This is a genomic window from Pseudomonas sp. WHRI 8519, assembly GCF_040224055.2.
Classification (GTDB): Bacteria; Pseudomonadota; Gammaproteobacteria; order Pseudomonadales; family Pseudomonadaceae; genus Aquipseudomonas; species Aquipseudomonas putida_X.
On the sequence record NZ_CP167996.1, the window covers coordinates 3,315,768 to 3,338,096 of the forward strand.

24 protein-coding genes are annotated in these 22,329 nt (G+C 55.0%); 16 read left to right on the forward strand and 8 right to left on the reverse strand.

The genetic code is table 11. The features are described 5' to 3' along the window. Positions 1-18: 18 nt before the first annotated feature. Together hpaR and ABRP30_RS15145 are read right to left on the reverse strand one after the other, a co-directional pair. Entirely contained in the window at positions 19-459 is a 441-nt protein-coding gene (gene hpaR, locus ABRP30_RS15140; protein WP_349975851.1) for a homoprotocatechuate degradation operon regulator HpaR, read from the reverse strand. Positions 460-621: 162 nt separating this feature from the next. After that, on the reverse strand, positions 622-942 hold the full coding sequence (locus ABRP30_RS15145) for a 2Fe-2S iron-sulfur cluster-binding protein (protein ID WP_349975850.1): 321 nt from the start codon (positions 940-942) through the stop codon (positions 622-624). Between the two features lie 601 nt (positions 943-1,543). Between ABRP30_RS15145 and ABRP30_RS15150 the strand changes: the two genes are divergently transcribed. Genes ABRP30_RS15150 through ABRP30_RS15160 form a run of 3 tightly spaced genes read left to right on the forward strand, consistent with a single transcriptional unit; the run spans position 1,544 to position 4,255 of the window. Continuing rightward, positions 1,544-2,911, forward strand: a complete 1,368-nt coding sequence (locus ABRP30_RS15150; protein ID WP_286113681.1) for an aromatic ring-hydroxylating dioxygenase subunit alpha — start codon at positions 1,544-1,546, stop codon at positions 2,909-2,911. A 1-nt stretch (position 2,912) separates the two neighbouring features. Continuing rightward, positions 2,913-3,710, forward strand: coding sequence for an SDR family oxidoreductase (locus ABRP30_RS15155; RefSeq protein ID WP_349975849.1), 798 nt, complete (start codon positions 2,913-2,915; stop codon positions 3,708-3,710). Then, positions 3,707-4,255 carry a 3-phenylpropionate/cinnamic acid dioxygenase subunit beta gene (locus tag ABRP30_RS15160; protein WP_349975848.1) on the forward strand — a complete coding sequence of 183 codons (549 nt, stop codon included), beginning with the start codon at positions 3,707-3,709 and terminating at the stop codon, positions 4,253-4,255. Before ABRP30_RS15155 ends, ABRP30_RS15160 begins: the two co-directional genes overlap by 4 nt. On the opposite strand, the gene ABRP30_RS15165 is transcribed toward ABRP30_RS15160, so the two are convergent. Beyond that, positions 4,239-4,442 carry a hypothetical protein gene (locus tag ABRP30_RS15165; protein ID WP_349975847.1) on the reverse strand — a complete coding sequence of 68 codons (204 nt, stop codon included), beginning with the start codon at positions 4,440-4,442 and terminating at the stop codon, positions 4,239-4,241. The two genes, ABRP30_RS15160 and ABRP30_RS15165, sit on opposite strands and share 17 nt — an antisense overlap. Here ABRP30_RS15165 and ABRP30_RS15170 point away from each other — a divergent pair. The 5 genes from ABRP30_RS15170 to ABRP30_RS15190 all read left to right on the forward strand — a co-directional run bounded on the left by ABRP30_RS15170 (position 4,441) and on the right by ABRP30_RS15190 (position 9,893). Then, positions 4,441-4,851, forward strand: a complete 411-nt coding sequence (locus ABRP30_RS15170; protein WP_349975846.1) for a hypothetical protein — start codon at positions 4,441-4,443, stop codon at positions 4,849-4,851. The genes ABRP30_RS15165 and ABRP30_RS15170 overlap by 2 nt on opposite strands. A 3-nt stretch (positions 4,852-4,854) precedes the next feature. Further along, entirely contained in the window at positions 4,855-6,066 is a 1,212-nt protein-coding gene (locus tag ABRP30_RS15175) for an FAD-dependent oxidoreductase (protein ID WP_349975845.1), read from the forward strand. 101 nt (positions 6,067-6,167) lie between these two features. Further along, complete coding sequence (locus ABRP30_RS15180) at positions 6,168-6,626, forward strand: MarR family transcriptional regulator (RefSeq protein ID WP_349975844.1); 459 nt, start codon at positions 6,168-6,170, stop codon at positions 6,624-6,626. Between the two features lie 106 nt (positions 6,627-6,732). Beyond that, positions 6,733-8,478, forward strand: coding sequence for a thiamine pyrophosphate-dependent enzyme (locus ABRP30_RS15185; RefSeq protein ID WP_349975843.1), 1,746 nt, complete (start codon positions 6,733-6,735; stop codon positions 8,476-8,478). Continuing rightward, complete coding sequence (locus ABRP30_RS15190; RefSeq protein ID WP_349975842.1) at positions 8,475-9,893, forward strand: aldehyde dehydrogenase family protein; 1,419 nt, start codon at positions 8,475-8,477, stop codon at positions 9,891-9,893. Before ABRP30_RS15185 ends, ABRP30_RS15190 begins: the two co-directional genes overlap by 4 nt. 501 nt (positions 9,894-10,394) lie before the next feature. On the opposite strand, the gene ABRP30_RS15195 is transcribed toward ABRP30_RS15190, so the two are convergent. Further along, positions 10,395-10,868, reverse strand: coding sequence for a TonB-dependent receptor plug domain-containing protein (locus tag ABRP30_RS15195; RefSeq protein ID WP_349975841.1), 474 nt, complete (start codon positions 10,866-10,868; stop codon positions 10,395-10,397). A gap of 660 nt (positions 10,869-11,528) precedes the next feature. Further along, entirely contained in the window at positions 11,529-12,467 is a 939-nt protein-coding gene (locus ABRP30_RS15200) for a LysR family transcriptional regulator (RefSeq protein WP_349975840.1), read from the reverse strand. A gap of 169 nt (positions 12,468-12,636) precedes the next feature. Between ABRP30_RS15200 and ABRP30_RS15205 the strand changes: the two genes are divergently transcribed. Together ABRP30_RS15205 and ABRP30_RS15210 are read left to right on the forward strand one after the other, a co-directional pair. After that, entirely contained in the window at positions 12,637-13,683 is a 1,047-nt protein-coding gene (locus ABRP30_RS15205; RefSeq protein ID WP_349975839.1) for a PhnD/SsuA/transferrin family substrate-binding protein, read from the forward strand. 37 nt (positions 13,684-13,720) lie between these two features. After that, positions 13,721-15,058, forward strand: a complete 1,338-nt coding sequence (locus ABRP30_RS15210; RefSeq protein WP_349975838.1) for an aminotransferase class III-fold pyridoxal phosphate-dependent enzyme — start codon at positions 13,721-13,723, stop codon at positions 15,056-15,058. Positions 15,059-15,340: 282 nt separating this feature from the next. Here the strand turns inward: ABRP30_RS15210 and ABRP30_RS15215 are convergent, their stop codons facing one another. The 3 genes from ABRP30_RS15215 to ABRP30_RS15225 form a co-directional block, all read right to left on the reverse strand. After that, positions 15,341-15,532, reverse strand: coding sequence for an OprD family outer membrane porin (locus tag ABRP30_RS15215; protein ID WP_372490316.1), 192 nt, complete (start codon positions 15,530-15,532; stop codon positions 15,341-15,343). Positions 15,533-16,079: 547 nt separating this feature from the next. Further along, complete coding sequence (locus tag ABRP30_RS15220) at positions 16,080-16,196, reverse strand: OprD family outer membrane porin (RefSeq protein ID WP_372490317.1); 117 nt, start codon at positions 16,194-16,196, stop codon at positions 16,080-16,082. Further along, positions 16,154-16,447: an OprD family outer membrane porin gene (locus tag ABRP30_RS15225; RefSeq protein WP_372490318.1), complete on the reverse strand. Its 294-nt coding sequence runs from the start codon at positions 16,445-16,447 to the stop codon at positions 16,154-16,156. Before ABRP30_RS15225 ends, ABRP30_RS15220 begins: the two co-directional genes overlap by 43 nt. Before the next feature lie 568 nt (positions 16,448-17,015). On the opposite strand from ABRP30_RS15225, the gene ABRP30_RS15230 reads away from it, so the two are divergent. From ABRP30_RS15230 to ABRP30_RS15255, 6 genes are all read left to right on the forward strand, one after another. Beyond that, complete coding sequence (locus ABRP30_RS15230; RefSeq protein ID WP_349975835.1) at positions 17,016-17,744, forward strand: hypothetical protein; 729 nt, start codon at positions 17,016-17,018, stop codon at positions 17,742-17,744. Between the two features lie 113 nt (positions 17,745-17,857). Continuing rightward, entirely contained in the window at positions 17,858-18,073 is a 216-nt protein-coding gene (locus ABRP30_RS15235) for an AlpA family transcriptional regulator (protein ID WP_349975834.1), read from the forward strand. A gap of 2 nt (positions 18,074-18,075) precedes the next feature. Continuing rightward, on the forward strand, positions 18,076-18,954 hold the full coding sequence (locus ABRP30_RS15240) for a ParA family protein (protein WP_349975833.1): 879 nt from the start codon (positions 18,076-18,078) through the stop codon (positions 18,952-18,954). 14 nt (positions 18,955-18,968) lie between these two features. Then, a complete protein-coding gene (locus ABRP30_RS15245) occupies positions 18,969-20,507 on the forward strand; it encodes a ParB family protein (protein WP_349975832.1) in 1,539 nt (512 codons plus the stop codon). 16 nt (positions 20,508-20,523) lie between these two features. Next, positions 20,524-21,075 (forward strand): DUF2857 domain-containing protein, encoded by a 552-nt coding sequence (locus ABRP30_RS15250; protein ID WP_349975831.1) that lies wholly within the window; start codon positions 20,524-20,526, stop codon positions 21,073-21,075. Then, on the forward strand, positions 21,069-22,286 hold the full coding sequence (locus tag ABRP30_RS15255) for an STY4528 family pathogenicity island replication protein (RefSeq protein WP_349975830.1): 1,218 nt from the start codon (positions 21,069-21,071) through the stop codon (positions 22,284-22,286). The genes ABRP30_RS15250 and ABRP30_RS15255 overlap by 7 nt, the downstream gene beginning before the upstream one ends. Positions 22,287-22,329 lie beyond the last annotated feature (43 nt).

A 22,329-nucleotide genomic window follows, 5' to 3' on the forward strand; every position in this document is an offset into this window, starting at 1 on the left:
TGTTCATACGGCAGCCCCTCAATCCTGATTGACGGGGCTGATTCTCTTGAGTTCATCTAACAAATCCAGAAGATCGCGCAGGCTGTCTCTCCCCAATTCCATCTCCAACCGGTCATAGCACTGGTTGATGTCTTGCTCGACCAGCCCATAGAGCACTTGCCCACGACCAGAAAGAGTCACCAATACGCATCGCTGATCGACTTCAGAACGCTGCCGGCTGACCAATCCTTGGGCCTCCATTCGCTTGAGAACCCCGGTCAAGCTCGGCTGGAGAATACAAGCCAGCTCAGCCAGCCGATAGATCTCCGTTTGCCCGTTCTGATGCAACACGCGGATTACCCGCCACTGCTGACTGGTAACGCCATGCTCATTGAGTACCGGCCGGAAAAAACTCATTGCTGAAGCCCGAGCCTGAAGCAATGCAAGCGTTAAGGAAACTCGATAGGTTGCGTTAGACATTTGAATCCATAGAGAGGCATGCCAGCGCCTCGAGCGAGGTGTGCAGGAGAGCGCATGTGATAGCCCGAAACATCGATGGGCCCGAATCAGCGGCAAAGGACCTATGCCGCTTGATTCAGGCCCATTCAGTTACCTTGAATCGATAGCCAGTGCTGCTAAGACTCAGCCCTGGCTGGAGGGCAGTCGAACAACCAAACCGTCCAGCTCAGGACTTACCTTCACTTGGCAGCCAAGCCTGGAGTTTTCCTTCGCCTCAAAGGCGAACTCCAACATGCCCTCTTCGTCACCCTCTGCAGGCCCAACCGTGTCGAACCAGGGTTCCTCGATGTAGCAATGGCAGGTGGCACAGGAGCACGCACCACCGCACTCGGCCTCAATTCCCTTCACACCATTTCGGATAGCTGCATCCATCAGCGAGTGACCATCAGCGGCATCAACCTGCTTCTCAATTCCATCAGGCTGGATGAATGTAATTTTTGTCATTTTTGGCACCCCAACACAGTTAACATGTTAACCAAGTAAACGCTATTGACGAAGCTATGGCAAGCTCCTTTACCCTCCTTTTGTCACCTCTTTACTATCCGCCTTCACTATCAATACGCACCAAAAACGCCTCATAAAAATCAATGAACCCTAATAAATACGGGCTACAGCGCTATTTCTGGCAGACAGGCAACGCCAAAAAGCATCACAAATGCAAAGGACAATATAGTTAACATGTTGACTTTTAGGTTTTGCAGGAATAGCCTCGAAATCAAGCCGTATCTGCTCCTATCGAGTGAGCCGGCGAGCAGAACCTAAAAAAACAAGATCCTGGCCTCAAAATCAGGAAGGACTGCCATGAACCGTTGCGTTTGTCTGACATCCCCCGAACCGCTGGCTACCAAACCAGCCGGCGCCACTGCCTACCCTCAGCCGGAGCCCTCCGCGCTGAAAGGCTATCAAGCTGAGCCCCGTGCTTTTGATTGATCGACGCTCCAAACACCCAGCATTGCGCTGAAGGTGGGGGCGTTGCGTGGCTACCTGACACATCAGCAACCGGTCGAGCAAAGCCTAAATATTTCATCCACGATAGGCATGACAAATGAACATCATCGCTTCAACAGGAAAATTTGTTGACGTCGAAAACGGCGTTATCGATCGTAAGATTTTCTCTGATGCAGAGATCTATAAAAAAGAACTGGAAACGGTTTTTGCTCGCGCCTGGCTGTTTGTTGGTCACGAAAGCCAAATCCCGAACCCGGGTGACTTCTTCTCTTCCCGTATGGGTGAAGAATCGGTTCTCCTGGTTCGTGACAAGGCCTCGAAAGTCCACGTGTTCCTGAACTCCTGCCGCCATCGCGGCATGAAAGTGTGCCGCTACGAGTCCGGCAACACCTCGCTGTTCACCTGCCCTTATCACAGCTGGACATTCTCGACCGATGGCCAACTCCGTGGCGTGCCAATGGCCAAGGACATCTACGGTGACTGCTTCGATAAAGCCGACTGGTCGCTGATTGAGGTCGCCAAACTGGCAATCTACAAGGGCACCGTGTGGGCCACGTGGGATCCGGAAGCACCTGAGTTCATGGACTACTTGGGCGACGCGGTCACCCACTTGGATCTCGCCCTGGATCATCGTGACGGTCGTCCAGGTGGATCGGAAGTGGTTGGCGTCCACAAATGGATCTTCCCTGCCAACTGGAAATACGCTGCTGAGAACTTCCTCGGCGATACCTACCACAACCCAAGCCACCGGTCGGTTGACTTGATCGGCATTGGCCCATCGGCTGAGCAGGGTGTGAAAGGTCGCCGCGACAACGAACTGGAATTCTCCAAACACGTGTGGGTTAGCTTCCCGCACGGCCATGGTGTGCACTCGGCTGTCCAGCCCGAAGGCCAGGAGTATGTAGAGCAGTTCAAAAATGATCCGGAAATCGAGCAGTACTTCCGCGACAATTTCAATAAGCGCAAGGCTGCCAAGGGTGACGCTTACCGTCTGCGCCCATTCGTAGGCACGATCTTCCCGAATACTTCGTTCCACGGCACACAGCCGCGCAGCCTCTGCGTGTGGCACCCGCACAGCCCGAATGAAACTGAAGGGTGGCGCTTCTTCTTAGTGGACGCCGACGCACCCGAAAAGGTTAAGGACTTCCTGCGCCACTACTACATGCGCTATTCGGGCCCCGCCGGCATGACCGAACAGGACGACATGGAAAACTGGCTGTACGCCACGAAAGCTTGCGGCGGCACCATTTCCAAACGGTACCCGTTCAACTATCAGCAGTCGCTGAACAAAAACACGACCGACCCAATCGTGAACGGCCTGCGCATCAAAGGCGACGTGAGTACATCCGTCACCGAGCACATGGCTCGCGGTTTTTACCTCCGATGGCAGGATTACATCTTCGAGAAGGACTGGAGCGTACTCAGCGGCGAGCACGATCCACGCTTCCAGAACCGGAGCGAGTGAGATGAGCAAAGTAGTCATCGTATCGGGTGGCACTTTCGGCCTGGGCCATGGCGTTGCCATGGGCCTCGCCAGGTCGGGCTATCAGGTAGTGGCGTTTGGTATTGGGCAAAAACAGGCAGGCAGCATTGCGACCAATACCATCGACGCAATGAACCAGGACGCCCGGGCCGAAGAGCTTCCGCTCATCGCGCTGGAGGCTGACGTCACCCTTGAAGCCGATGTTGATCGTGTCGTTAACACGACTCTCGAAGCCTATGGGCGTGTCGATGCCGTGGTGAACAACGCCGCAATTGGCCCACTGGGCACAGTACTGGATACGGCTCCAGAGCTTTGGGACAAGATCTTCGCAGTCAATCTGCGCGGCCCGTTCCTGATGGCTCGTGCAGCCATCCCACACATGGTAAGCCAAGGTGGTGGAAGCATTGTCAATGTGGGTTCCGGCGCAGGCTGGGGGAAACCCAACATGACAGCTTACTCCGCAAGCAAGGGTGGCCTGGTCGCCCTGAACGCCGCCCTGGCTCTTGATCACTTCTCGCAAAAAATCCGCGTGAACATGGTCATTCCTGGTGGCGGCGGTATCGATGCCGGCATGACTCGAGGCCGGCTCGAAGAGGCAGGCGCTGCATTCCCAACCAATTTCGTAGGGTCTGTGGCAGGCCGCGCGATTACTGGCGAGGACATGATGGCAGCCATCCGTTTCCTCATTTCTGATGATGCCCAAGCAATCAGCGGCACCATCATCGATGTGGGCTGTTTCGCTCACCAAGGCTCCTCTATTCCATTGGGTAAACACTCATGAGCACAAAAGAATTCCTGACCGAGCATCTGGATATCACTCCAGAGATCGCTAGCTTCTTCTACTACGAAGCCGATCTCATGGACGAGCGCCGCTACAATGAGTGGCTCGACCTTCTCCATGAAGACATCAAGTACTTCATGCCAATGCGCCGCAACGTCAAGTTCGGCCAGCACGCCGAGAAAGAGAACACCAAGCTGGGCTCCGACATCAGCTGGTTTGACGAAGGTAAATGGACGCTCACCAAGCGTGTTGAGCAGATCCTGACCGGTGTTCACTATGCCGAGGAACCGCTGTCGCGGATTTCTCACCTGATCACCAACGTCCGCGTTCTTGAGCAGAGCAAGGATGAAAATGGTTTGCGGACGGTGAAGACCAGCTGCCGCTTCATGGTTTACCTCAACCGGGTGGAGTACGAGGTGAACACCATGGTGGGCAAGCGGTACGACACTCTTGTTGAGACCGAAGATGGCTGGCGTGTACTTGAGCGAGAAATCATCCTCGACCAAAACGTCCTGCTCGTTAAAAACCTCACGGCGTTCTTCTAAGACTATGATCAATCTCTACGAAATCAAACCAGGCGACAAACTTGTCATCAAAGGCGACCGCCACGTCGTCTGCGTTGAAAACATGGGCGATGGGCAGTGGGTGGAGGTTGAAGACTCCAATGGACGAGAGCTTGTTCACAGCCAGGACATCCTCGAACACGTAATCCAAGAAGAGATCTAAAGCCATGCTGCGCTTCCACTATATGCCGAGCGACTTTCACCCATTGCTACTAATTGTAGGAGAGCGCAGCGATGTTTTGCAGCTTCAAGAATTCTTCGACGCATTTTCGGTCAACCCACGCGATGTAGATATCAAAAAGCTCGCCTTTGTCACATCGGCCACTCACGATGTCACCATCAAACTGGTCGGAGACCATAAGACGCGCGGCCTGATCTTCCATCGAGCCCCAGAACTTTATCTTGAATGGGAAATCGACCAGGAAACTGCAGGCAAATTCGCTGAGGAAATCGCAGAGTCTCTTGAGTCCGGCGACAAATCTGGATCAAGCTTCCTGGAAATTGGATACGTTGGAGAGATTCGCGCCAAAGTCATGTTTGGTGAATTTGACGATAGCTACTTGCTGTCCGGAGTATAAAAAATGAAAGTTGTTATTGTCGGAGCAGGCCAAGCCGCAGCAACTTGTGCATTCCGCCTCAGAGAGCATGGCTTTCAAGGTGAGGTCACTATTATCGGTGAAGAGGCGGTTCATCCCTATCAACGCCCTCCTCTCTCGAAAAAATACCTTAACGGGCTCGCACCTATTGAAGATCTCTTCATCCGACCGGCCAACAGCTACGATGAGGAAAAAATCGATGTTCGTCTCAATCTAAAGGTCGAGAGCGTCGATGCTCAGCGCAAAGAGGTCATCACTCAGGGTGGCCAGTCTTTCTCCTACGACAAGCTTGTCTTCGCGACGGGTTCGCGTGCACGCCCCTTGCCGGGACTCCCGAGCGAAGGCTTGAAGAACGTGTACACATTCCGTGACTTGAAGGATGCGGATGCGCTGAACAGCTACCTGCAGCCTGGAAAGCGCATGGTGATCATCGGCGGTGGCTACATCGGCCTGGAGATCGCAGCAGTCGCACGCGCATCCAATGTCGAGGTAGCGGTACTTGAGCGAGCCGAGCGAATTCTTCAGCGCGTGGCCTGCCAGGAAACATCGAACTTTGTACGCCATTTCCACTGCAAGCGTGGCGTGCGGATTTTCGAAGACGCTGAAGTCGCGCGATACAACGTCCAGGACGGGGCTGTATCCAGCGTTCTGCTCAAATCTGGGGAAGAGCTACCAGCAGATGTCTTGGTAGTTGGCATCGGCATCATTCCAAACGCCGAACTCGCTAGCGCAGCAGGTGTTGAGCTGACGCTGGACGCCATCAAGGTCGATCCCCAGTGCCGCACTTCCGTCGACTCCATCTATGCGATCGGTGACTGCACAAGCTTTGATTTCCACGGCAGAACCATCCGACTGGAATCGGTTCAGAACGCTCTGGAGCAGGCCGACACGACCGCTCGGGACATCATGGGCCTCGCTGGCACGTATGCTCCAAAGCCATGGTTCTGGTCTGACCAATACAGCTACAAAATGCAAATCGCAGGCCTGAGCTTTGATCACGACCACGTCATCTCCCGGATCACCCCGGATGGCTCAAGCGCAAGCTTCTGGTACTTCAAGGGTGAAGTGCTGCAAGCCGTCGACTCGATCAGTGACCCACGCGCATTCATGCTCGCCAAAAAACACGTTGGCACTGCCGTGGCCAAAAAAGCGCAGCTGTCTGACAGCAGCCAGGATTTGAAAACAATCTTCTCATAATCGCTGATATCTTGGTTTTCTTGACTTTTCTGCTGCGGTACGATTAAGCACAGGAACGTCCTCAGACGGCCAGTCAATTACTTGAAAACCAGGATAAAAGCATGTCGCCCACAGATCAGGATCTGGACTTCCGATACGCTGAGCACTCTTTAGCTCTAGCGTGTCTACGCGCCAGGGACGCAGTGGTTTCAAACTTCTCGCCCATATTGCAAGAGCTCAATGTCACCGAACAACAATGGCGAGTGATGCGCATCACGTTTGAATACGAGGAGATCCCTTTCGCTGAGCTGTGCCGACTGAGCTGTATCCATAAAGTCAGTATGGCGCGAATTGTTTCTGCTTTAAGCGATCTGGGCTGGATGGAGAAGAAAAAATCCCAGGTAGATTTGCGCGCTTATAACGTGTCGTTGACGGCTGAGGGGCGCAAGTTGGCCCAACGTGCAGCAGATGCGACCCAAGCTATTTATGACGACTTGTTCGAGCGATATGGCCGAAAAAAAGCCGAGCTGCTACTTGAGCTTTTGAAAGACTTGGAAAAAATTAGACGCCAACCAGGGTAGTTTATGCTTCGCTGTGCTTTCCGTGAGCTATGCATGCGACCATGTCGCTCTTGCTCAGAGCGACCAAGCATTTAAACATACCCCACTAGGCCTCTAAGAGTTCCAAATGGAAGCTGCTTTATACGCTTCCACAAAACTCGCAACCTTAAAACAATCACTATTTAGAGAGTGCCTTGCAATGAAAAAGACTGGTGGGATGATCTTTACGGAAAGCCTGATTCGTAACGGCGTCAAGGATCTCTTCATGATCCCTGGCATTCAACTCGACTGGGCCGTAGACGCCTTGCGCCAGAAGCATGGCGAGGTGAAGCTGTTCGTTCCGCGCCACGAGCAGACCACGACCTACATGGCAGACGGTTACTTCCGTGCCTCTGGCAAAGTCGGTACCGCGATGGTGGTGCCAGGCCCTGGGGCTCTTAACGCCGGCGCAGGCCTGTCGACCGCTTATGCCTCCAACTCTAAAGTCATGTTCCTAACGGGACAGATCTGCTCCAAAGGCATCGGCAAAGGCTACGGCCTACTCCACGAGATCAAAGACCAGACGGGCTTCGTAGCGGGTTTGACCAAGTGGAACACCCTTGTTAAAAAAGGCGAAGACATCCCCGGTGCAGTGGATGAGGCGTTCGCGCAGATCAACAAAGGTCGCCCGCGTCCAGTGGGGGTTGAAGTTCCTCACGACTTCCTTCAAGAAAGCTACGATCTGCCTGATGCAGTTCCAGCGGTGCCGACCCTGGCTGCCCCCAAGCTGGATCAGACGCTGATCGACAACGCCGCGGCCCTGATCAACAACGCCAAATTGCCAGTGATCTACGCTGGCGGTGGATCGCTTTCCACCGCTTCCCGTAAAGGCCTGCTGGCCCTGGCCGAAAAAATCGGCGCCCCAGTGGTAATGAGCGACAACGGTCGAGGCGCCATCAGCGATCGTCACCCTCTCGCAATGAACTCGCTCGCCGGCCGTGCTGTGTTCGAATATGCGGATCTGGTGGTAGTGCTGGGCAGCCGCTTCATGGACGTGTTGAGCCCCGACACATCCTGGCCGATGGATAAAGCCAAGTTCATCTTCGTCAACATCGACGCCGATGACATGACGGCACCTCGCACCCCTAGCGTCGCAATTGAAGCTGATGTGGGTGATGTAGTTCCCGCGATTGCTAACCTGGTCAAAGCTCGTAAAGCGCTGACCAATGAACAAGCCCTGTCCGTCAAAGAATGGGCTTCCCAGCAAATCGAGGAAATCCAACCGCAGGCAAGCTATGTCACACAACTGCGCAACGCCATGCCTGACGACGCGATCTTCGTAAACGAACTGACTCAGATTGGTTACTTGGCGCGTATCGCCTTCCCAGTATATGAGCCTCGCACCTACATTGGCCCAGGCTACCAAGGCACTCTCGGCTACGGGTTCCCGGTTGCCTTGGGCGCTGCGGTTGGAGGCGATGGCCGTCGCGTCGTATCGATTACCGGTGACGGCGGCTTCGGTTGGAACCTCCAGGAACTGGCTACCGCTAACCGTTACAACCTGCCGATCACTCTGATCGTTTTCAACGACGGCCACTACGGCAATGTTCGTGCGATCCAGAAACGTCAGTTTGGCGCTGAAGTGGCGGTAGAACTGGCCAACCCTGATTTCGGTCTGCTGGCTCAATCCTTTGGTGTTGACTTCGTTTCGGTAGACAACCCAGCCGACCTGGGCAAAGCGGTCAGCGAATCGATCACCAAGGATGGCCCTTTGATGATCGAAGTAAAAGTCGGGGTCATGCCAAGCCCATGGCATCTGCTGCGTCTGCAGCCGCTTGGTGGCGTTGTTGCCCCTAACACCCCAGCCAACCCCCTGAAGGCCGTATTCTCATGATCGAATACAACAAGTTCTTCAGCCAAGGCAGCGCTTCGCGCTGCTCTGGTGACACCGGCTATGACGTGGTCTCACCCGTGCTCGGTCGTGTTGTGGGCCGAGTTACCTTCTCTTCGCTCGCAGACGTGGATATTGCCATTTCCAGTGCGAAACAAGGCCAGCGCATTTGGAGCCGAAGTTCGCTTTCAGATCGAAAAAAAGCGCTCGCCGAGCTCTCTACTGCACTCTCTGCTCGCAGTGAAGACATCGCTGAAGCATTGGCACTTGAGATCGGTTGCCCGAAATTCCTGGGTCAAAGCATGCAGTTGGGTATGGCCACCAAGGGAATCGAACTAGCCATCGAAGGCATCGATCAGATCACCTGGGAAGAGACCGTCGGCAACGGCCGCGTTCAGCGCGTGGGTGCGGGCGTTGTAGCAGCTCTGACACCGTGGAACTTCCCACTGCATCAGATCGTCGCCAAGGTCGCAGCCGTAATAGCCGCAGGCTGTTCGGTGGTGCTCAAACCCAGTGAAGTGAGCCCTGGTGTTGGTGAGATCTTTGCCGAATGCGTGGCCGAGACTTCGCTGCCGGCGGGGGTGTTCAATATGGTCTGGGGCGGGGCTGACGTAGGTGAGTATCTGGTCACTCACCCTGACATCAACCACGTAAGCTTTACGGGCTCCTCGCCTGTTGGCAAGGCCATCATGGCCAAGGCGGCTGAAAGCCTTAAACGCCTGACCCTAGAGCTTGGCGGAAAGTCAGCGGCAGTGGTGCTGGAAGATGCCGACCTCGATGCAGCCATGCCTCACATCGTACGCATGTCGCTGGCCAACTCGGGTCAGACCTGCGTCAGTCAGTCGAGGATTATTGCTCCACGTAAACTCGTTGGTGAAATAACCGAGCGCTACTTGAGCGAAGCCAAGCAGTGGAAGCTCGGGGACCCTTGCCAGCCGGAAACTCGATTAGGCCCCGTCGCCAACGAAAAGCAGTTCCGCCATGTACAGCGCATGATCCAGCATGCGGTCGACTCCGGAGCTGAAATTCGCTCGACAGGTGACCTGCCCGTTGCTGGTTTCGAGAGTGGGTACTTCGTTGCTCCCACTATTGTGAGCAACATCGACGCTGGGTCTGAGATCGCTCAACAAGAGGTCTTCGGCCCGGTCGTTTGCCTGCTTCCATACGATTCCGAGGAAGAAGCGATCGAAATCGCCAACTCCACCAAGTACGGCCTCTCTGGTGCGGTCTGGTCGCGCGATCTGAATCGAGCAAACAAAGTGGCAGAACAACTGCAGACTGGCCAAGTGGTCATTAACGGCGCACCTCAGAACCTGGCGACGCCATTCGGTGGCTGGAAAGACTCTGGCTTCGGTCGCGAGAACGGCAAATTTGGCATCGAAGATCTGCTGGTGTTTAGATCAATCCAAGGCGGTTAACGACGAGTGTGTTTCGCGCCAACGCTGGGGCGCTTGCGCCTCGGCGTTTTGTTTCCCTGCTCATCGGTCGCAGCAGGAACGGCAGTTACCTGCCGTCTCCCGCCCAGATCCGTACGTGCGGACCTACCGCATACGACTCCTGCCTCGGGTATGTGACGCGAAGCGTTCCTCAGGGTAAGGATGCGCATTTCTAGGACTCCGCACACAAAGGTCAGCGAGGCGTCCGAAACGTGACTATTGAAGCCGGTTGCGCTGACTGCGGCACTTGAGGACTTACCGTCAGAGACGGCACAATCGCCAGCCGAAAACCGACAAGACGTATCAGGTTCCCCGGCACCGCGTGGTAATTGAAGTCAGCGCTCACCAAACGCTTCAGCGATTGCCTTTGCACCCGAACAAGGTCATGACGCCGGCAACTCAACTCCTCGCGGACCGCAAGGAGCGTAGCACGTATAATCATCTTTGGGCGGGTAGGTTGGTCCTTCGTCTGGCAGCTGTGGATCAATGACATTCACCGGGGTGCCGACGAACTGACTGGTGCGTTGCACGGTCCAGGCATTGAATTTCTGGTAGTCGGCGCCGAACACCACGTCGTGGTGCTGTTCGAACAGGTGAGTCCGCCCTTGACGGTTGCACTATATGGTCCAGTGCACGCTTGCGTACCAGGTTGATCCTACCGCCTGGATCTCCGGGCCCCGAATACAAGCCATCCACGCCCCGCAGAAACTCGACATGGTCGAACTGCGCCATGTCGAGTTGACTGACGGAACCGAACCCGACCATGACGGTATCCAGGGGGCCACAGTCGATCTGGATGTTATTGACCTTTAAACCACGTGAATAGAAGTTGCTGTCATTACCAAGGGATGAACCCGCTGTTTGCGAGGCACGCGAGTGGGTAACGCCCGTCGTCTTGTCCATTATCTCTGTCAGGCTGGTGAGGTTCTGGTCCTTGATCTGCTTGCGGGTGACCACCGAGACTGAATACCTCGGCCTACACCTCGTGCAAATTACGAATGGGTATCGGCATGGCGGTGGAATATTATTCCTGGGCAACGACGGAGCAGACTCGCATTTTCCGGCGGTTCCAGTGACTAATCGCGGAATATAACTTGATTCTTTCCCCCTCTCCCGAGCACTCCGTTCCTATGAAACGCCCCTCACCACTCAAGCATCAATGGAAAGCCGCCTGACAAATATTACAGGTGGCTAGCGCTGAAAACGTACAGGACTGAAAGTCAGGATAAACCGCTCAGCCTCCAAGTGACGCTCCGCGCGGACGCCAAGCTGTTCGCTTGCTCCAAGAAAAACGAATTTAAAAGCATCGGTAATCCACAACTTGATCGACCGTTACCCGCCCTGGCCAATCTTCAAGCCACATCAAGTCGATTGTTACAACGCCCCGTCAAGATGGACAGGCCAACCAAGCGAACACCTTTGTCTCAGTAGTGTCAAAGCTGAACGCAACGCCCGAAAACACAGTGAGTCCAACCGTTACGCCAAGAGCACTAGTTCCCATGAGGCTGGTCTCTATAAGTCCGAGCAGCCGCGAATGAGCCAGGCCACTGAAAATATAAAGTCGTACCAATATGGGCAAATGGACCGATCATTGCTTTTGGATGAGCCACATGTACCTCACGTTGGGACGAAGCCTGTATGTGCTTCGGCTATGCAGTACTGATGGATCCACGTACAGAATAAATCTACCTCAGGACGGCAGGCCAATCGATTATGCACATGAAGCCAATACTTAGCTTCCGTTTCCACCTTAATGTCGAGTGGATTAACCAAACGTCCACTGAGAATATCCTGTCTTACCAACCCTTCGATCGCCAAGACCCACCCCTGACTTGCCAAAGCAGACTCCATTGCGATGTAGGTGTTGCTGAAGTACTTGCCTTGGAGTCCGCCCCCCACCTGCTGGAGACCCACTCGAGAAAAAAACTCTTGCCAACCCATGAGCCAATTATCTTTGTTCGCCCCCTCATCATGAAGTAATACTGCTTGGCTGAGTTGATAAAGGCTTTTGATTGGATTACGCTCAAAAAAATCGGGGGAACAAACTGGGATCAATGTGACATCAATAAGCGGGTGGATAGCGTTACTCGTTTCGTCCGGCACGCTATTGGAATACCTAAGAATCACGTCAGGGTTACCGTGGGTCAAATCCACAGTTTGGGTGGTTTCGACCCGAATCGGAATCTGAGGGTGCGCCACTTCAAAATCTGAGAGTCGTGGTAACAACCATTTAGCGGCAAAGAGCGGTGATGTATAGACATTCAGTACGGCGGGTGTAGCCTGCTGACTAATACGCTCGATGCCAGTTGAAATTTGTCGAAATGCCTGATGAAGAGCATCAAACAGAACTCTTCCTTTATCAGTCAGTTTTAAAGACCTAAAGCCCCTTTCAAAAAGTTCCGTCCGCAATTCCTCTTCAAGATTACGGATCTGATGGCTAACGGATGATGGGGTCACGAATAGATACGATGCGGCCTCCTTCATGCTGCCCAAGCGTGCAGTCGCGTAAAAGGCACGCAAGGCGGTTAGAGATGGCAAGCGGAGCAATTCATTCATGGGGTGTCTCATGGAGGTCTGCCAGGAATGCATTATGACATGAATTTTATTCAGGCAAGATGTATAAATCTCAGTTGAAGAGCCGGTGAGATACTCGGATAATCCGCTAAGATTACTAAGCCAGACCACCAAAAAAGGACGGCACCCCTCCACAATCAGAAGGTGGTATATGGTTATAACGAAAAAGTATTCACGTCGCGACTTCAATTTATTAGCACGCAACGTTTTGGCCATTGGCGGCCTTGCCAGCGTGATTCCCAACGTGCTAGCTGCCGACACAGCAGCAATGCGACTGGGACACTTTAATAACGCCACTCCCCAGACCTTTGAAAAAATAACAGGATCGTTACAATCCGAACTGGGTGTCCCGAAGGTTACCTTCCATGCGCTACAGAGCGCCCCAGAATTTATCAGCGCCATGGTTTCGGGTGCTTTGGACACCTGTTCAATTGCTTCCAGCCCTTTTATTACAACGGTTGCCAACAAACTTGATTTTTCCCTAGTTTATTTGCAGCGTGAAATCACTTCCAGTGAAGGTTTGATCATCAGGAAAAATTCTGACATTAAAACAGCGTCAGACCTAAGAGGCAAACGCATTGGCGTACCCTTTAACACAAGTTCTCACCTCGGCTTACTTGCCACGTTAAAAGAGGCAAACATCGCCGCCACTGATGTTCATCTGATCAACCTAAAACCCGATGCCCTAGCCTCTGCCTGGGCATCCAAGAGCCTAGATGCTGCTTTTGTCTGGCACCCTGTGATGGGCCAGCTAGTCAAAGACGATGGGGTTGTCGTGACAATCATTGGTGACTTGAAAAGTCAAGATCTTATCATGTTTGATGGCATCATTGTCACAAATGAGTTCAAGGCAAAGCACCCTGACTTGCTACTAAAGTACCTGAGAGACTTCAACCGCACGACCAAACTATACAAAAATGAGCAGGCAAAGTTAATCACTGCCTTTTCAGACTACCTTCGCCTATCGCCCGAGCTTACCCGGCAGTATGTGGAAACGTTCCAACCTATTACACCGCGCGAGATGGTAACGCCGCAATGGCTGGGTACACCTGGGGATCGTGACAGCGGTGTGATCCGCAGCCTAAAGCTACAAGCTGATTTTCTCGTCGAGGCAGGCCAGATCAAAAAGGGAAACCTTGATTTCGCTCAGCACATTGACAGCTCCTTTGCACTCCAGCTGGCATTGGAAGACATCTGACATTTCTTCGCACAAAACCCTAAAGGTGCTCTGATCTATGGAAGAACTCACCAGCGCGGTTTTCCACGCTCCACTCGCCAAAACGATCCGACCACGCGCAGTAACGGCCAAGGATTGCTGGATTGTGGATCATACCGGGAAACGCTACCTCGACGCCTCCAGCAGCGGTTTCGTTGCCATTTTAGGACATTGCAACGATCAGGTGACTCAAACAATAAGCCGGCAGATGGAGCGCCTGAGCTTTGCTCACAACTCACATTTCACCTCTGACTCCCAAGAGCAGTTCTGCAAAGAGATAGTAAACATTGCACCTAAGGGGATCAGCCATGCGATGTTAACCACATCGGGCTCCACGGCTAACGAAGCGGCGCTAAAACTTGCCCGGCAGTACCATTTGAGCCGCGGTTCGAGCAACAAGATCAAGGTACTGTCCAGACGGCACAGCTATCATGGCAGCACACTCGGAGCGCTGTCCCTTACCGGCTCCCAAGCGAGGCGAAAACCTTTTGCTCCTTACCTGCTCGATGCACCTCAGGTCTCGCCTCCTGACCTGTATCGCAAAACTGGGGGTATTGACGACAGGACATACGTATTGGCGTGTGCGCAGGAGTTCGAAGCAGCAATCGAGGAACTAGGTGCAGAGAACGTTTCGGCAATCATCGTCGAACCCATCGCCGGGGCACCATTGGGAGCTCTTGTCTCCCCCCCAGATTATCTGCGTCGGGTGCGGCAGATTTGTGACACCTACGACGTTTTACTAATCGTGGATGAGGTCGTGAGCGGCGTTGGCCGGTCCGGGGATTGGTTCGGCATTGATGAAAGTGGCATATGCCCGGACATCATTACCGTTGGTAAAGGTTTGGGGGGAGGCTTCGTACCGATAGGGGGGCTGTTAATTGCACAGCGTGTACATGATGTGCTTCAGGCGGCAAACAGTACATTCCTGCACAGCGAGTCATTCACAGGCCACCCGCTGCTGGCCGCCACTGGTCACGCAGTGTTGAGGTACATTCAAGAGAACCAGACATTACAGTCGGTCAACATGCTTGGTCGGTATCTCGAAGCCAAGCTGGCGACACTGAGCCAACACCCGAGCATAGGTGCCATACGCGGCCGAGGCCTTCTCTGGGGCGTGGAACTGGTCAGTGATAAACGGAGCAAGGCCGCCTATTCACGCAAGTCGCAATTTGCAGAACGTGTTGTAGGTCATGCGAAGGAGTTAGGAGTCTTGTTTCATAGTGGTAACGGAGCTGTCGATGGCCAGAACGGTGATACGGTTATGTTCGCACCACCTTATATAGTAACTCTAAAAGAAATCGACCATATGGTGGAAACGTTCAAGCACGCCCTCACCTCTGTAATCTCGACTGGCTGAGGAAGCGTCCCAGGCCCAACTAAACTCAGCCATCGCAATAAAAGCTTAAGGGCGGAACGCTAGCCTTCGGTGATCCACAGCAGAAACCTACCCAAACATAATGACATTTGTATTCAAGCACTCAACAAACGCTCTTGCTCCACAAAACCAACTTAAAAAGTCATTGTGCTTGGCTCTAGGGAGTATTGATGGGGCCCAGCCAAAGGGAACCTCGGGAGTCGTACCAAAAAAAATCAAGTTAAATGACTAAGACCCCAGAACTAAAACACCCTCATCGGCCATTCAGTAGTTATCACCATTTCGTTGAGATCTCCTCCTCGATCCGAGCTGCGGTATATCGCATTGCACACGCGAAAACTCAGATCTTGCAGGTCCTAACTGCACGACGTAACGCAACTCCATATCCCTTTCCCATCCCATGCCGTCTCGCTCAGTTGCCGCCGTGAAATCGATGCCTCTGATGTAACGCACCATGAGCTCCAAGCCCAGTATACCGTAGGGGAAGGCACGTTCGGCCCGTAACGCACCTGCCAAGACTTTGCGCCTTCGTAAATGAAATCGGAATACCGGCTGGAGTTGGCGACGTAAATGGCGCTGTTGCCCTCGATTCGGTAGCGGAAGTTCCCTGTGTCACGGACTTACTGTTGCTCCAGCATGAGCTTGTGGGCTCAGGTCTTGTTGGAAGCCTCTTAGTTCCAGATGCGGTTGCCCAGTTCGCCGCCCCGCTCCTCCCCCTTGCTGAGGGCGCTACAAGTTCGCGTCGAACTTCAACGACTGCGCATCGCTCAGGAGCACGGTCCAGACCAGGCCAGCATGCCATAAGTCATGCGCCAGTGGACGTCCACATTAGACTGGTAGAGACCAGCCTGGACCTGGGCATTGAAGTCATAGACTGCACCGAACAGGTTGATGCCAGTCAGACCACAGTTGTCGTGGTACCGTCATTATGCAGCTTGAGTTCAGTGAGATTACCGCGCTGCAACTCCGACCTAGGGATTTCGTTGCTGGTGATCAACAACCCTTACACGGTTTCAGGTAATAACCGGCTATCGGACATGTCCAAAAACGGTGTATTAACGATCTGGTCACATAATTTCAACGTCGTATTGGAGTCCCGTAGTTTGACCACGTCCTCCATCGACCTATAAGCCGATTTAGCGCCACTGCTGCACTGCTCCAACAAACGCGCTCCACCACCGCAGTGCGGCCATCGCCGGTACCTTGAAGTAACCCAGACAGGCTCAGCGCATCAAGGCCCAACGTACCTGTGGTAAACCCGGACTGGAATGTACCGATGAAACCTTGCTCCCACTCTTCACCATAGCTCTGGGTCGCACCTCGGTCGCGCTGCTCACAATTGAAATAGTCATTCCGCGCCTTGAACGTCAACCCCGCCCCTCACCGAAATCTGCCAACTGCTCATGCTCCGAAGCCAGCGCAGCACTCCAACACCACAGTACCGCCGCCACACTCAGTAATGCCAACTTCATAATGCTACCTCTGGCGGCAGCATTGGGTATCGCCCACACCACTTCTCTTGTCCCAGTGCGCGCAGCGATGTAGCTCGCCGGCACGCCGGCCAAGCCTCAAGCTTGTCGCACAAGACTGACTCGAAACTGTAATCCTCGAGAACACCGTACTCCACGTTCTATCATATGACTGGATTCCTGCCTGCGGATCTCTCAGCCTACTGCCCGAGTGAGCGCCATACCTGACTAATTCAGACTCTAAAAACGAAACTGTAAGTACAGCACGTAAAAACCCAGGATTATATTAGACCCCAATGTAGCTTGACCTGCCTCGATAACTGCAGCAAATCGATAGAATAGAGCTACACTATTAGCTCACTCAAAAAAATCGCCTAACATATATGATTCAAATATAAGCAATCAAACACAAGGGATAATCACCACTACGGACACAGGCATGGAATTGCCCTTGGCACAGGAGTTAGACCATGAACCTCGCCATATCACTGTACCACCCCACCCGTTGGATCCTGACTTGGCCTGCGCTCAAAAGAGGCATGGCGAAAACTGCGCGGCCCGACTTCAACAGCCTGTTTGAGCTTTCACTTCAACGACCATTTATACAGATTTATTTCGAGCAGGTGCGAGGCCCAGGCAGCTCTAGCCAGGTGTTTGATTTACACCTTGCCACGCCAACAATAAGCCACGACAATGCTAGCGAAAGCCTAAAAACCAAGGCAACTTCCACATATTTACAGTCAATACTCAAACACCCTCCTGGCGGATCGTCAATCCTTGCCTCTCCAAATAAAAACGCTCAACACTGCGGCATCAGTCTCGGTGCTTACTTGGAGCTCAAGGCAGAATTAGATGCGAGCGACCGAGAGCTTGCAAAACTACGCAAAGAGTTTTCGACACTGGTCACGAGACCCTCTGAAAGCCATGGCAACCATGTAACTTCACCCACTCATATCGACGCTATCGAAAATCCATCTGAGGCACAAGCAACAGTGCTGTATACGATCATCGGTTCCATCCTTTCAGTTACATTGGGCAGATCGAAAAATGGTCAACCACAGTCCATTTACGGGAATCAGTCAGCGATCGTCGACGCGATCACTCTGCAGTTTCCGGAGACCCCAGGTCTAAGCAAACGTACCCTTGATCGGAAATTTGCTGAAGCTCGACGGCGGCTCGCCCAGATGCAGCAGTCATGACACGTGACTGCCTGGCAATCCAAACAATTGCCAGGCAATGACTTTTACTGACATCGGCTGTTGACTGAACGTCACTTCCCACCGCGCACCACCTGGTGCTAAGGAGTGACATCATGCAATCGACCAGCCCTGCCCCTGTGTCTGCAGACCGCCACATCATGCGCCGCGATGAGGTGGAACAGAAAACCGGCTTCAAGCGCTCGCACATCTACAACCTGATGAAGGCGGGCCAGTTCCCGCAGTGTCGCCGCATCGGCACCCGCGCTGTCGGCTGGGATTCGCTGGAAATCGAGCAGTGGGTCCAGGACCGGCTGTCCTGCGGGAGCTGATCATGGACGTTCTTTCGCTGATCTCAACCAAAGGCGGAGCGGGCAAGACCACCGTCGCCGCCAACCTGGGTGGATTACTTGCCGATGCTGGCATTCGTGTGTTGCTGTTGGACCTGGACAGCCAGCCGACGCTGTCGAGTTACTACGCTTTGCGCTTGCCCCGTGAAGCAGGCAGTTACGAACTCATTGCGCAGGGGCTCACAACGCCTGAGTTAGTGATTTCCGCCACCGTCATTCAACACCTGGACCTGATCGTGTCCAACGACCGTGCGGGACACATCAGCACCCTGCTCTTACATGCGGCCGATGGCCGCCTGCGGCTGCGCAACCTGCTGTCAGCCTTCGAAGATGAGTACGATGTGTTGATCATCGACACTCAAGGTGCCCGCAGCGTGGTGGTCGAAATGGTGATCCTTGCCACCGACTGTGCGTTGTGTCCGGTCCCGCCGGAAATGCTCGCTGCACGCGAGTTACGCCGTGGCACCCTGGGTCTATTTGAAGAGTTGGAGCCCTACCGCTACCTAGGCGTCACTTTGCCGTCGGTAAAGTTACTGCTCAACCAGGTCAATGCCAATCGCCGCGACACTCGCTTGATCATGCAGAGCCTGCAAGCTGCCTTCCAAGCCGATCCGCATGTCAGCCTTTGCAACACGACGATTCCCGACCGCGTGGCCTACACCAATGCGGCCTCGCTGGGGCTTCCTGTGCACCGAGTGGAACCTACGCCACCTTCTGGTAGCCGCAGTCCTTGCGCTGCCCGGGTGATGCGTGCACTGGCCGTCGAGCTCTTCCCTCAGTGGACCGAGCAGCTGCTTGCTTTGGAAGCACACCTGCCAGGCCAAAACTCAGTTGTCGGGCACGAACTGGTCCGTCGCGGCTAAACGGAGGATGGGTAATGAAGCCGCCAACATCCGAAGATATTACGCGTCAGCTGCAGCAGGCGCATTTTCCTCAAGCTCCCGGCCGCGAGGTTTCGTCCGTACCGATCGCCGATACCCCGATGGTGGTCAGCCTCGAGCAACTGCGCCCGTATGAGCTGAACCCACGTGTGGTTCGCAACCCTCTCTACGACGACATCAAGGCTTCGATCCGCGAACGCGGGCTGGACCAGCCGCCGTCCATCACACGCCGCCCTAACGAACCGCACTTCATCATCCGCAACGGTGGCAACACGCGCCTGAGTATCCTTGGCGAACTCTGGCAAGAAACCCGCGAAGAACGGTTTTTCCGCATCCACTGCCTGTTCCGGCCCTGGCAGTCCGAGGCCCATACATTGCTCGGGCACTTGGCCGAAAGCGATCTGCATGGCCAGCTCACCTTCATTGAGCGGGCGCTGGCGGTGGCGCAACTGCAGGGCATGCTTCAAGGACCAACTGAGTCACTGAGTCAGCGCGAGCTTTCTTTACGCCTGAGCCAAGGCGGCTACCCGATCTCACAATCGCATATTAGCCGTATGTTCGACACGCTTGAGTACCTGCTGCCTGCTATTCCGCAGGTACTTTACGCCGGCCTCGGTAAACCCACCATTGCCCGGCTCATCAGCTTGCAACGTCGGGCGGAGTCAATTTGGAACCAGCATTTCGGCGACGCTTTACAGTTCGTACAACTCTGGCTCGAAGTACTGTCGATGTATGACGGTGATAAGCCCGAGCTGGACGCGGGGGAGTTGCAGGACGACCTGCTGGCCAGAATGTCGGTGATCCTCAAGCAGACACCTCGACTGCTGGCCCTGGAGTTGCACCAAGAACACCAACCTTCGCCACTTAAGTCGAGTCCCGCCCGGCCCCTGCTCCAGGATCTACCAACCGATGCACCGCCGCAGTCATCGGCCATCGACGACGTCCGCAAATCAGCGACAGAGTCGCCCAGCCCAGATCAGGGCGAAAGCGGCGGCGACACCACCCCGTTGCAAGCGCCACGTCTTCCCCACATCCGCCAAGCACTCAGTGACGAACCGCCGTTCGACGAAAGATCGGACGACCCTGAACTTGTTCAGGTACCGGTGGACTCGGCGCCACTCCAGATTTTGGCAGAGGATGACCTCAACGCCTTGCGTGAGCGCTGCGCCGCGCTCGCGTCGGAGCTCGCCACCTTCGCCGATGCAACTGCCATGGTCAGTCCTCACGCGGATGGTTTGGGTTTCACATTGGCACCCGAACACGGCGAACAGATGAGTGCGCGGCATACCGGCGTTCAGTTGCTGCTTTCCGCGCTGCTACGGCTGCAGGACGACGTGAGCTGGAAAGAACGTCAGCAGTTGCCCGCAGCACTGTTCGGACAACTGCTAATCGGTGCCTATGATCTCCCCTTTGCCGAACGCCCGGCCCTAACGGTGGGCCTCGAGCGGCTCCCCGACGCGCAACTCGAGCAGTTGTTCGCACTGATTCGCCACGCCCGGCAGCTCATTGAGTTGACGCTGTCGACCACTCGCTAACGTGAGGAACTGCCTCATGAGCACGACCTTCAATCTGTTGAACCATGCGATGTTGAACCAGGTGCTGCATGAGCTGCGCCATGGCCGGCTGCAGCGCTGCAAAGCTTTGGGGCTGGCCGATGAGGACATCGAGGTGCTGCAGTCGCTGCCGCCGTCCACCCTTTCGCACCTGGCGCATTCGTCGATCGCCTGGGTCGAAGTAAAAGTTGATACCACGGTGCTGCGTCGCCTCATTGCCCAGGCCGAACGTGAAGAGCAGAACGAGCGGCTGATCAACCGGGCACTTAAGCTCGGAGCGAGCTCCAACATCATGTACCGGTGCTTTGGTCTGGACCATTCGGAAACCGCCTTGCGCCGGCGCGTGCTGAAGATCGAGACCCACCGCGGCCGACCGGTTCAACTTAGCGAAGCCCAAGAGCATGCGGTGTGGAACCGATGGAGCCAGCTGCGGGCGGAGGATCCTGACAATGACCCGCTGGACACGATGATGATGCTGGCCGAGGAACAACATATCACCCTCACCCTGGTCTGGCAGCAGGTCGAACTGTACGGAGGTGCACCGTGCTGAGTTTCTACGAAGTCGACTGGCAAGACGTGGTGCGTCAGTGCTACGACGCACTACGCCGGCGGATCGAGTGGCAAGCGGCGCAGGACAAGCTGGCCGAGGCCGATGAGACGCCAGCGCTGCGCACCATCTACTACGGCGACAACAATCCGCTGCCGATGGCGCTGCTGCTGGATCGCCGACTGACCCCCCTGGAACGCAATACCTGGCAGGTGTTGCGCTGGCTCATCACCGAGCGCAAGGTCAGAACCCCGCGCTACCAAGACCTGCAACCGTATCTGGCCACCAGCCCCTGCGGCACCCAAGCCTCGCGCGAAACTATTGCGCGCGCGCTCAACGTCTTGCGGACCACACGCTGGCTCAGCCTGGTCGACCGCTCACGTGATGCTCAGGGCTGCCTGCGCGGCTGTATCTACGTGCTGCACGGCGATCCGTTGACCCCGGCCGAGCAGCTCGAACTCGACAACGGCTACGCGACACTGCTGCAACAGAACCTTGGCCATGCCACCAAAGGCGTACGGGATGTCACGAAGCACGTCATTGAAGAAATCCAGGCCGATACGCAGGTGGCCCAGGTCGACAAGGACCGGCTAGTCGCCGCAGTGCCACCGGTGCAACAGCAGACGCTGCCGCTGATGTGTGGCAATGCGGAGAATTCCGAACCAGGCGGGCGCCACCCCGTTCGGGATTCTCGCGCTGCCCCCACCGATTCCGAATCTCGCGACAAAGCGCCGGTTTCGGCTGACGTTCGGAATGCCGACGCTGGCCGTACAGTACAGAAAGACAAAAGCAAAAAAAGTACGGTACTGGGGCAGGTGGAATTTGGACTAGCGCGATGGCCTGAAGACTTACCGCTAAACCCGACCGAGCGACGCATGGCCTCCCAGGCGATGCGTCAGCTCGAGCCGGAACAGCAACAAGCGGTAATCAACGAAGCAGCGGTGCGCTGCGCCCGCGGAGAGATCCGCAAACCGGTCGCCTACCTGATGGGTTTGATCAAACGCGCTTGCCAGGGCGAATTCACCTTGTGGGCCGCCCGCACTGATGCGTCGACCTCGGCGCTCCCCCCTTCGCGGGCGGCGAAGTCCGAACCCATGCCACAGCCACGCAGCGAACCACCGCGCCGCAGCGGCCAACGTACTGTCTCGCCCCTGGCCCTTTCCTGCCTCGAGGAACTGAAGCAACGCTGTCGCGGGGTCAGTGCGCCGACGTAGGGTGGACCTCAGTGGAATCAATGCCTCTGCAATCATTTCCAGA

Bases quoted from the DNA above. Each gene is read 5' to 3' on its own strand.
- hpaR (WP_349975851.1), bottom strand. From the start codon at position 459: ATGTCTAACGCAACCTATCGAGTTTCCTTAACGCTTGCATTGCTTCAG.
- ABRP30_RS15145 (WP_349975850.1), bottom strand. From the start codon at position 942: ATGACAAAAATTACATTCATCCAGCCTGATGGAATTGAGAAGCAGGTT.
- ABRP30_RS15150 (WP_286113681.1), top strand. From the start codon at position 1,544: ATGAACATCATCGCTTCAACAGGAAAATTTGTTGACGTCGAAAACGGC.
- ABRP30_RS15155 (WP_349975849.1), top strand. From the start codon at position 2,913: ATGAGCAAAGTAGTCATCGTATCGGGTGGCACTTTCGGCCTGGGCCAT.
- ABRP30_RS15160 (WP_349975848.1), top strand. From the start codon at position 3,707: ATGAGCACAAAAGAATTCCTGACCGAGCATCTGGATATCACTCCAGAG.
- ABRP30_RS15170 (WP_349975846.1), top strand. From the start codon at position 4,441: ATGCTGCGCTTCCACTATATGCCGAGCGACTTTCACCCATTGCTACTA.
- ABRP30_RS15165 (WP_349975847.1), bottom strand. From the start codon at position 4,442: ATGGCTTTAGATCTCTTCTTGGATTACGTGTTCGAGGATGTCCTGGCT.
- ABRP30_RS15175 (WP_349975845.1), top strand. From the start codon at position 4,855: ATGAAAGTTGTTATTGTCGGAGCAGGCCAAGCCGCAGCAACTTGTGCA.
- ABRP30_RS15180 (WP_349975844.1), top strand. From the start codon at position 6,168: ATGTCGCCCACAGATCAGGATCTGGACTTCCGATACGCTGAGCACTCT.
- ABRP30_RS15185 (WP_349975843.1), top strand. From the start codon at position 6,733: ATGGAAGCTGCTTTATACGCTTCCACAAAACTCGCAACCTTAAAACAA.
- ABRP30_RS15190 (WP_349975842.1), top strand. From the start codon at position 8,475: ATGATCGAATACAACAAGTTCTTCAGCCAAGGCAGCGCTTCGCGCTGC.
- ABRP30_RS15200 (WP_349975840.1), bottom strand. From the start codon at position 12,467: ATGAATGAATTGCTCCGCTTGCCATCTCTAACCGCCTTGCGTGCCTTT.
- ABRP30_RS15205 (WP_349975839.1), top strand. From the start codon at position 12,637: ATGGTTATAACGAAAAAGTATTCACGTCGCGACTTCAATTTATTAGCA.
- ABRP30_RS15210 (WP_349975838.1), top strand. From the start codon at position 13,721: ATGGAAGAACTCACCAGCGCGGTTTTCCACGCTCCACTCGCCAAAACG.
- ABRP30_RS15215 (WP_372490316.1), bottom strand. From the start codon at position 15,532: ATGGTGCGTTACATCAGAGGCATCGATTTCACGGCGGCAACTGAGCGA.
- ABRP30_RS15220 (WP_372490317.1), bottom strand. From the start codon at position 16,196: ATGGAGGACGTGGTCAAACTACGGGACTCCAATACGACGTTGAAATTA.
- ABRP30_RS15230 (WP_349975835.1), top strand. From the start codon at position 17,016: ATGAACCTCGCCATATCACTGTACCACCCCACCCGTTGGATCCTGACT.
- ABRP30_RS15235 (WP_349975834.1), top strand. From the start codon at position 17,858: ATGCAATCGACCAGCCCTGCCCCTGTGTCTGCAGACCGCCACATCATG.
- ABRP30_RS15240 (WP_349975833.1), top strand. From the start codon at position 18,076: ATGGACGTTCTTTCGCTGATCTCAACCAAAGGCGGAGCGGGCAAGACC.
- ABRP30_RS15245 (WP_349975832.1), top strand. From the start codon at position 18,969: ATGAAGCCGCCAACATCCGAAGATATTACGCGTCAGCTGCAGCAGGCG.
- ABRP30_RS15250 (WP_349975831.1), top strand. From the start codon at position 20,524: ATGAGCACGACCTTCAATCTGTTGAACCATGCGATGTTGAACCAGGTG.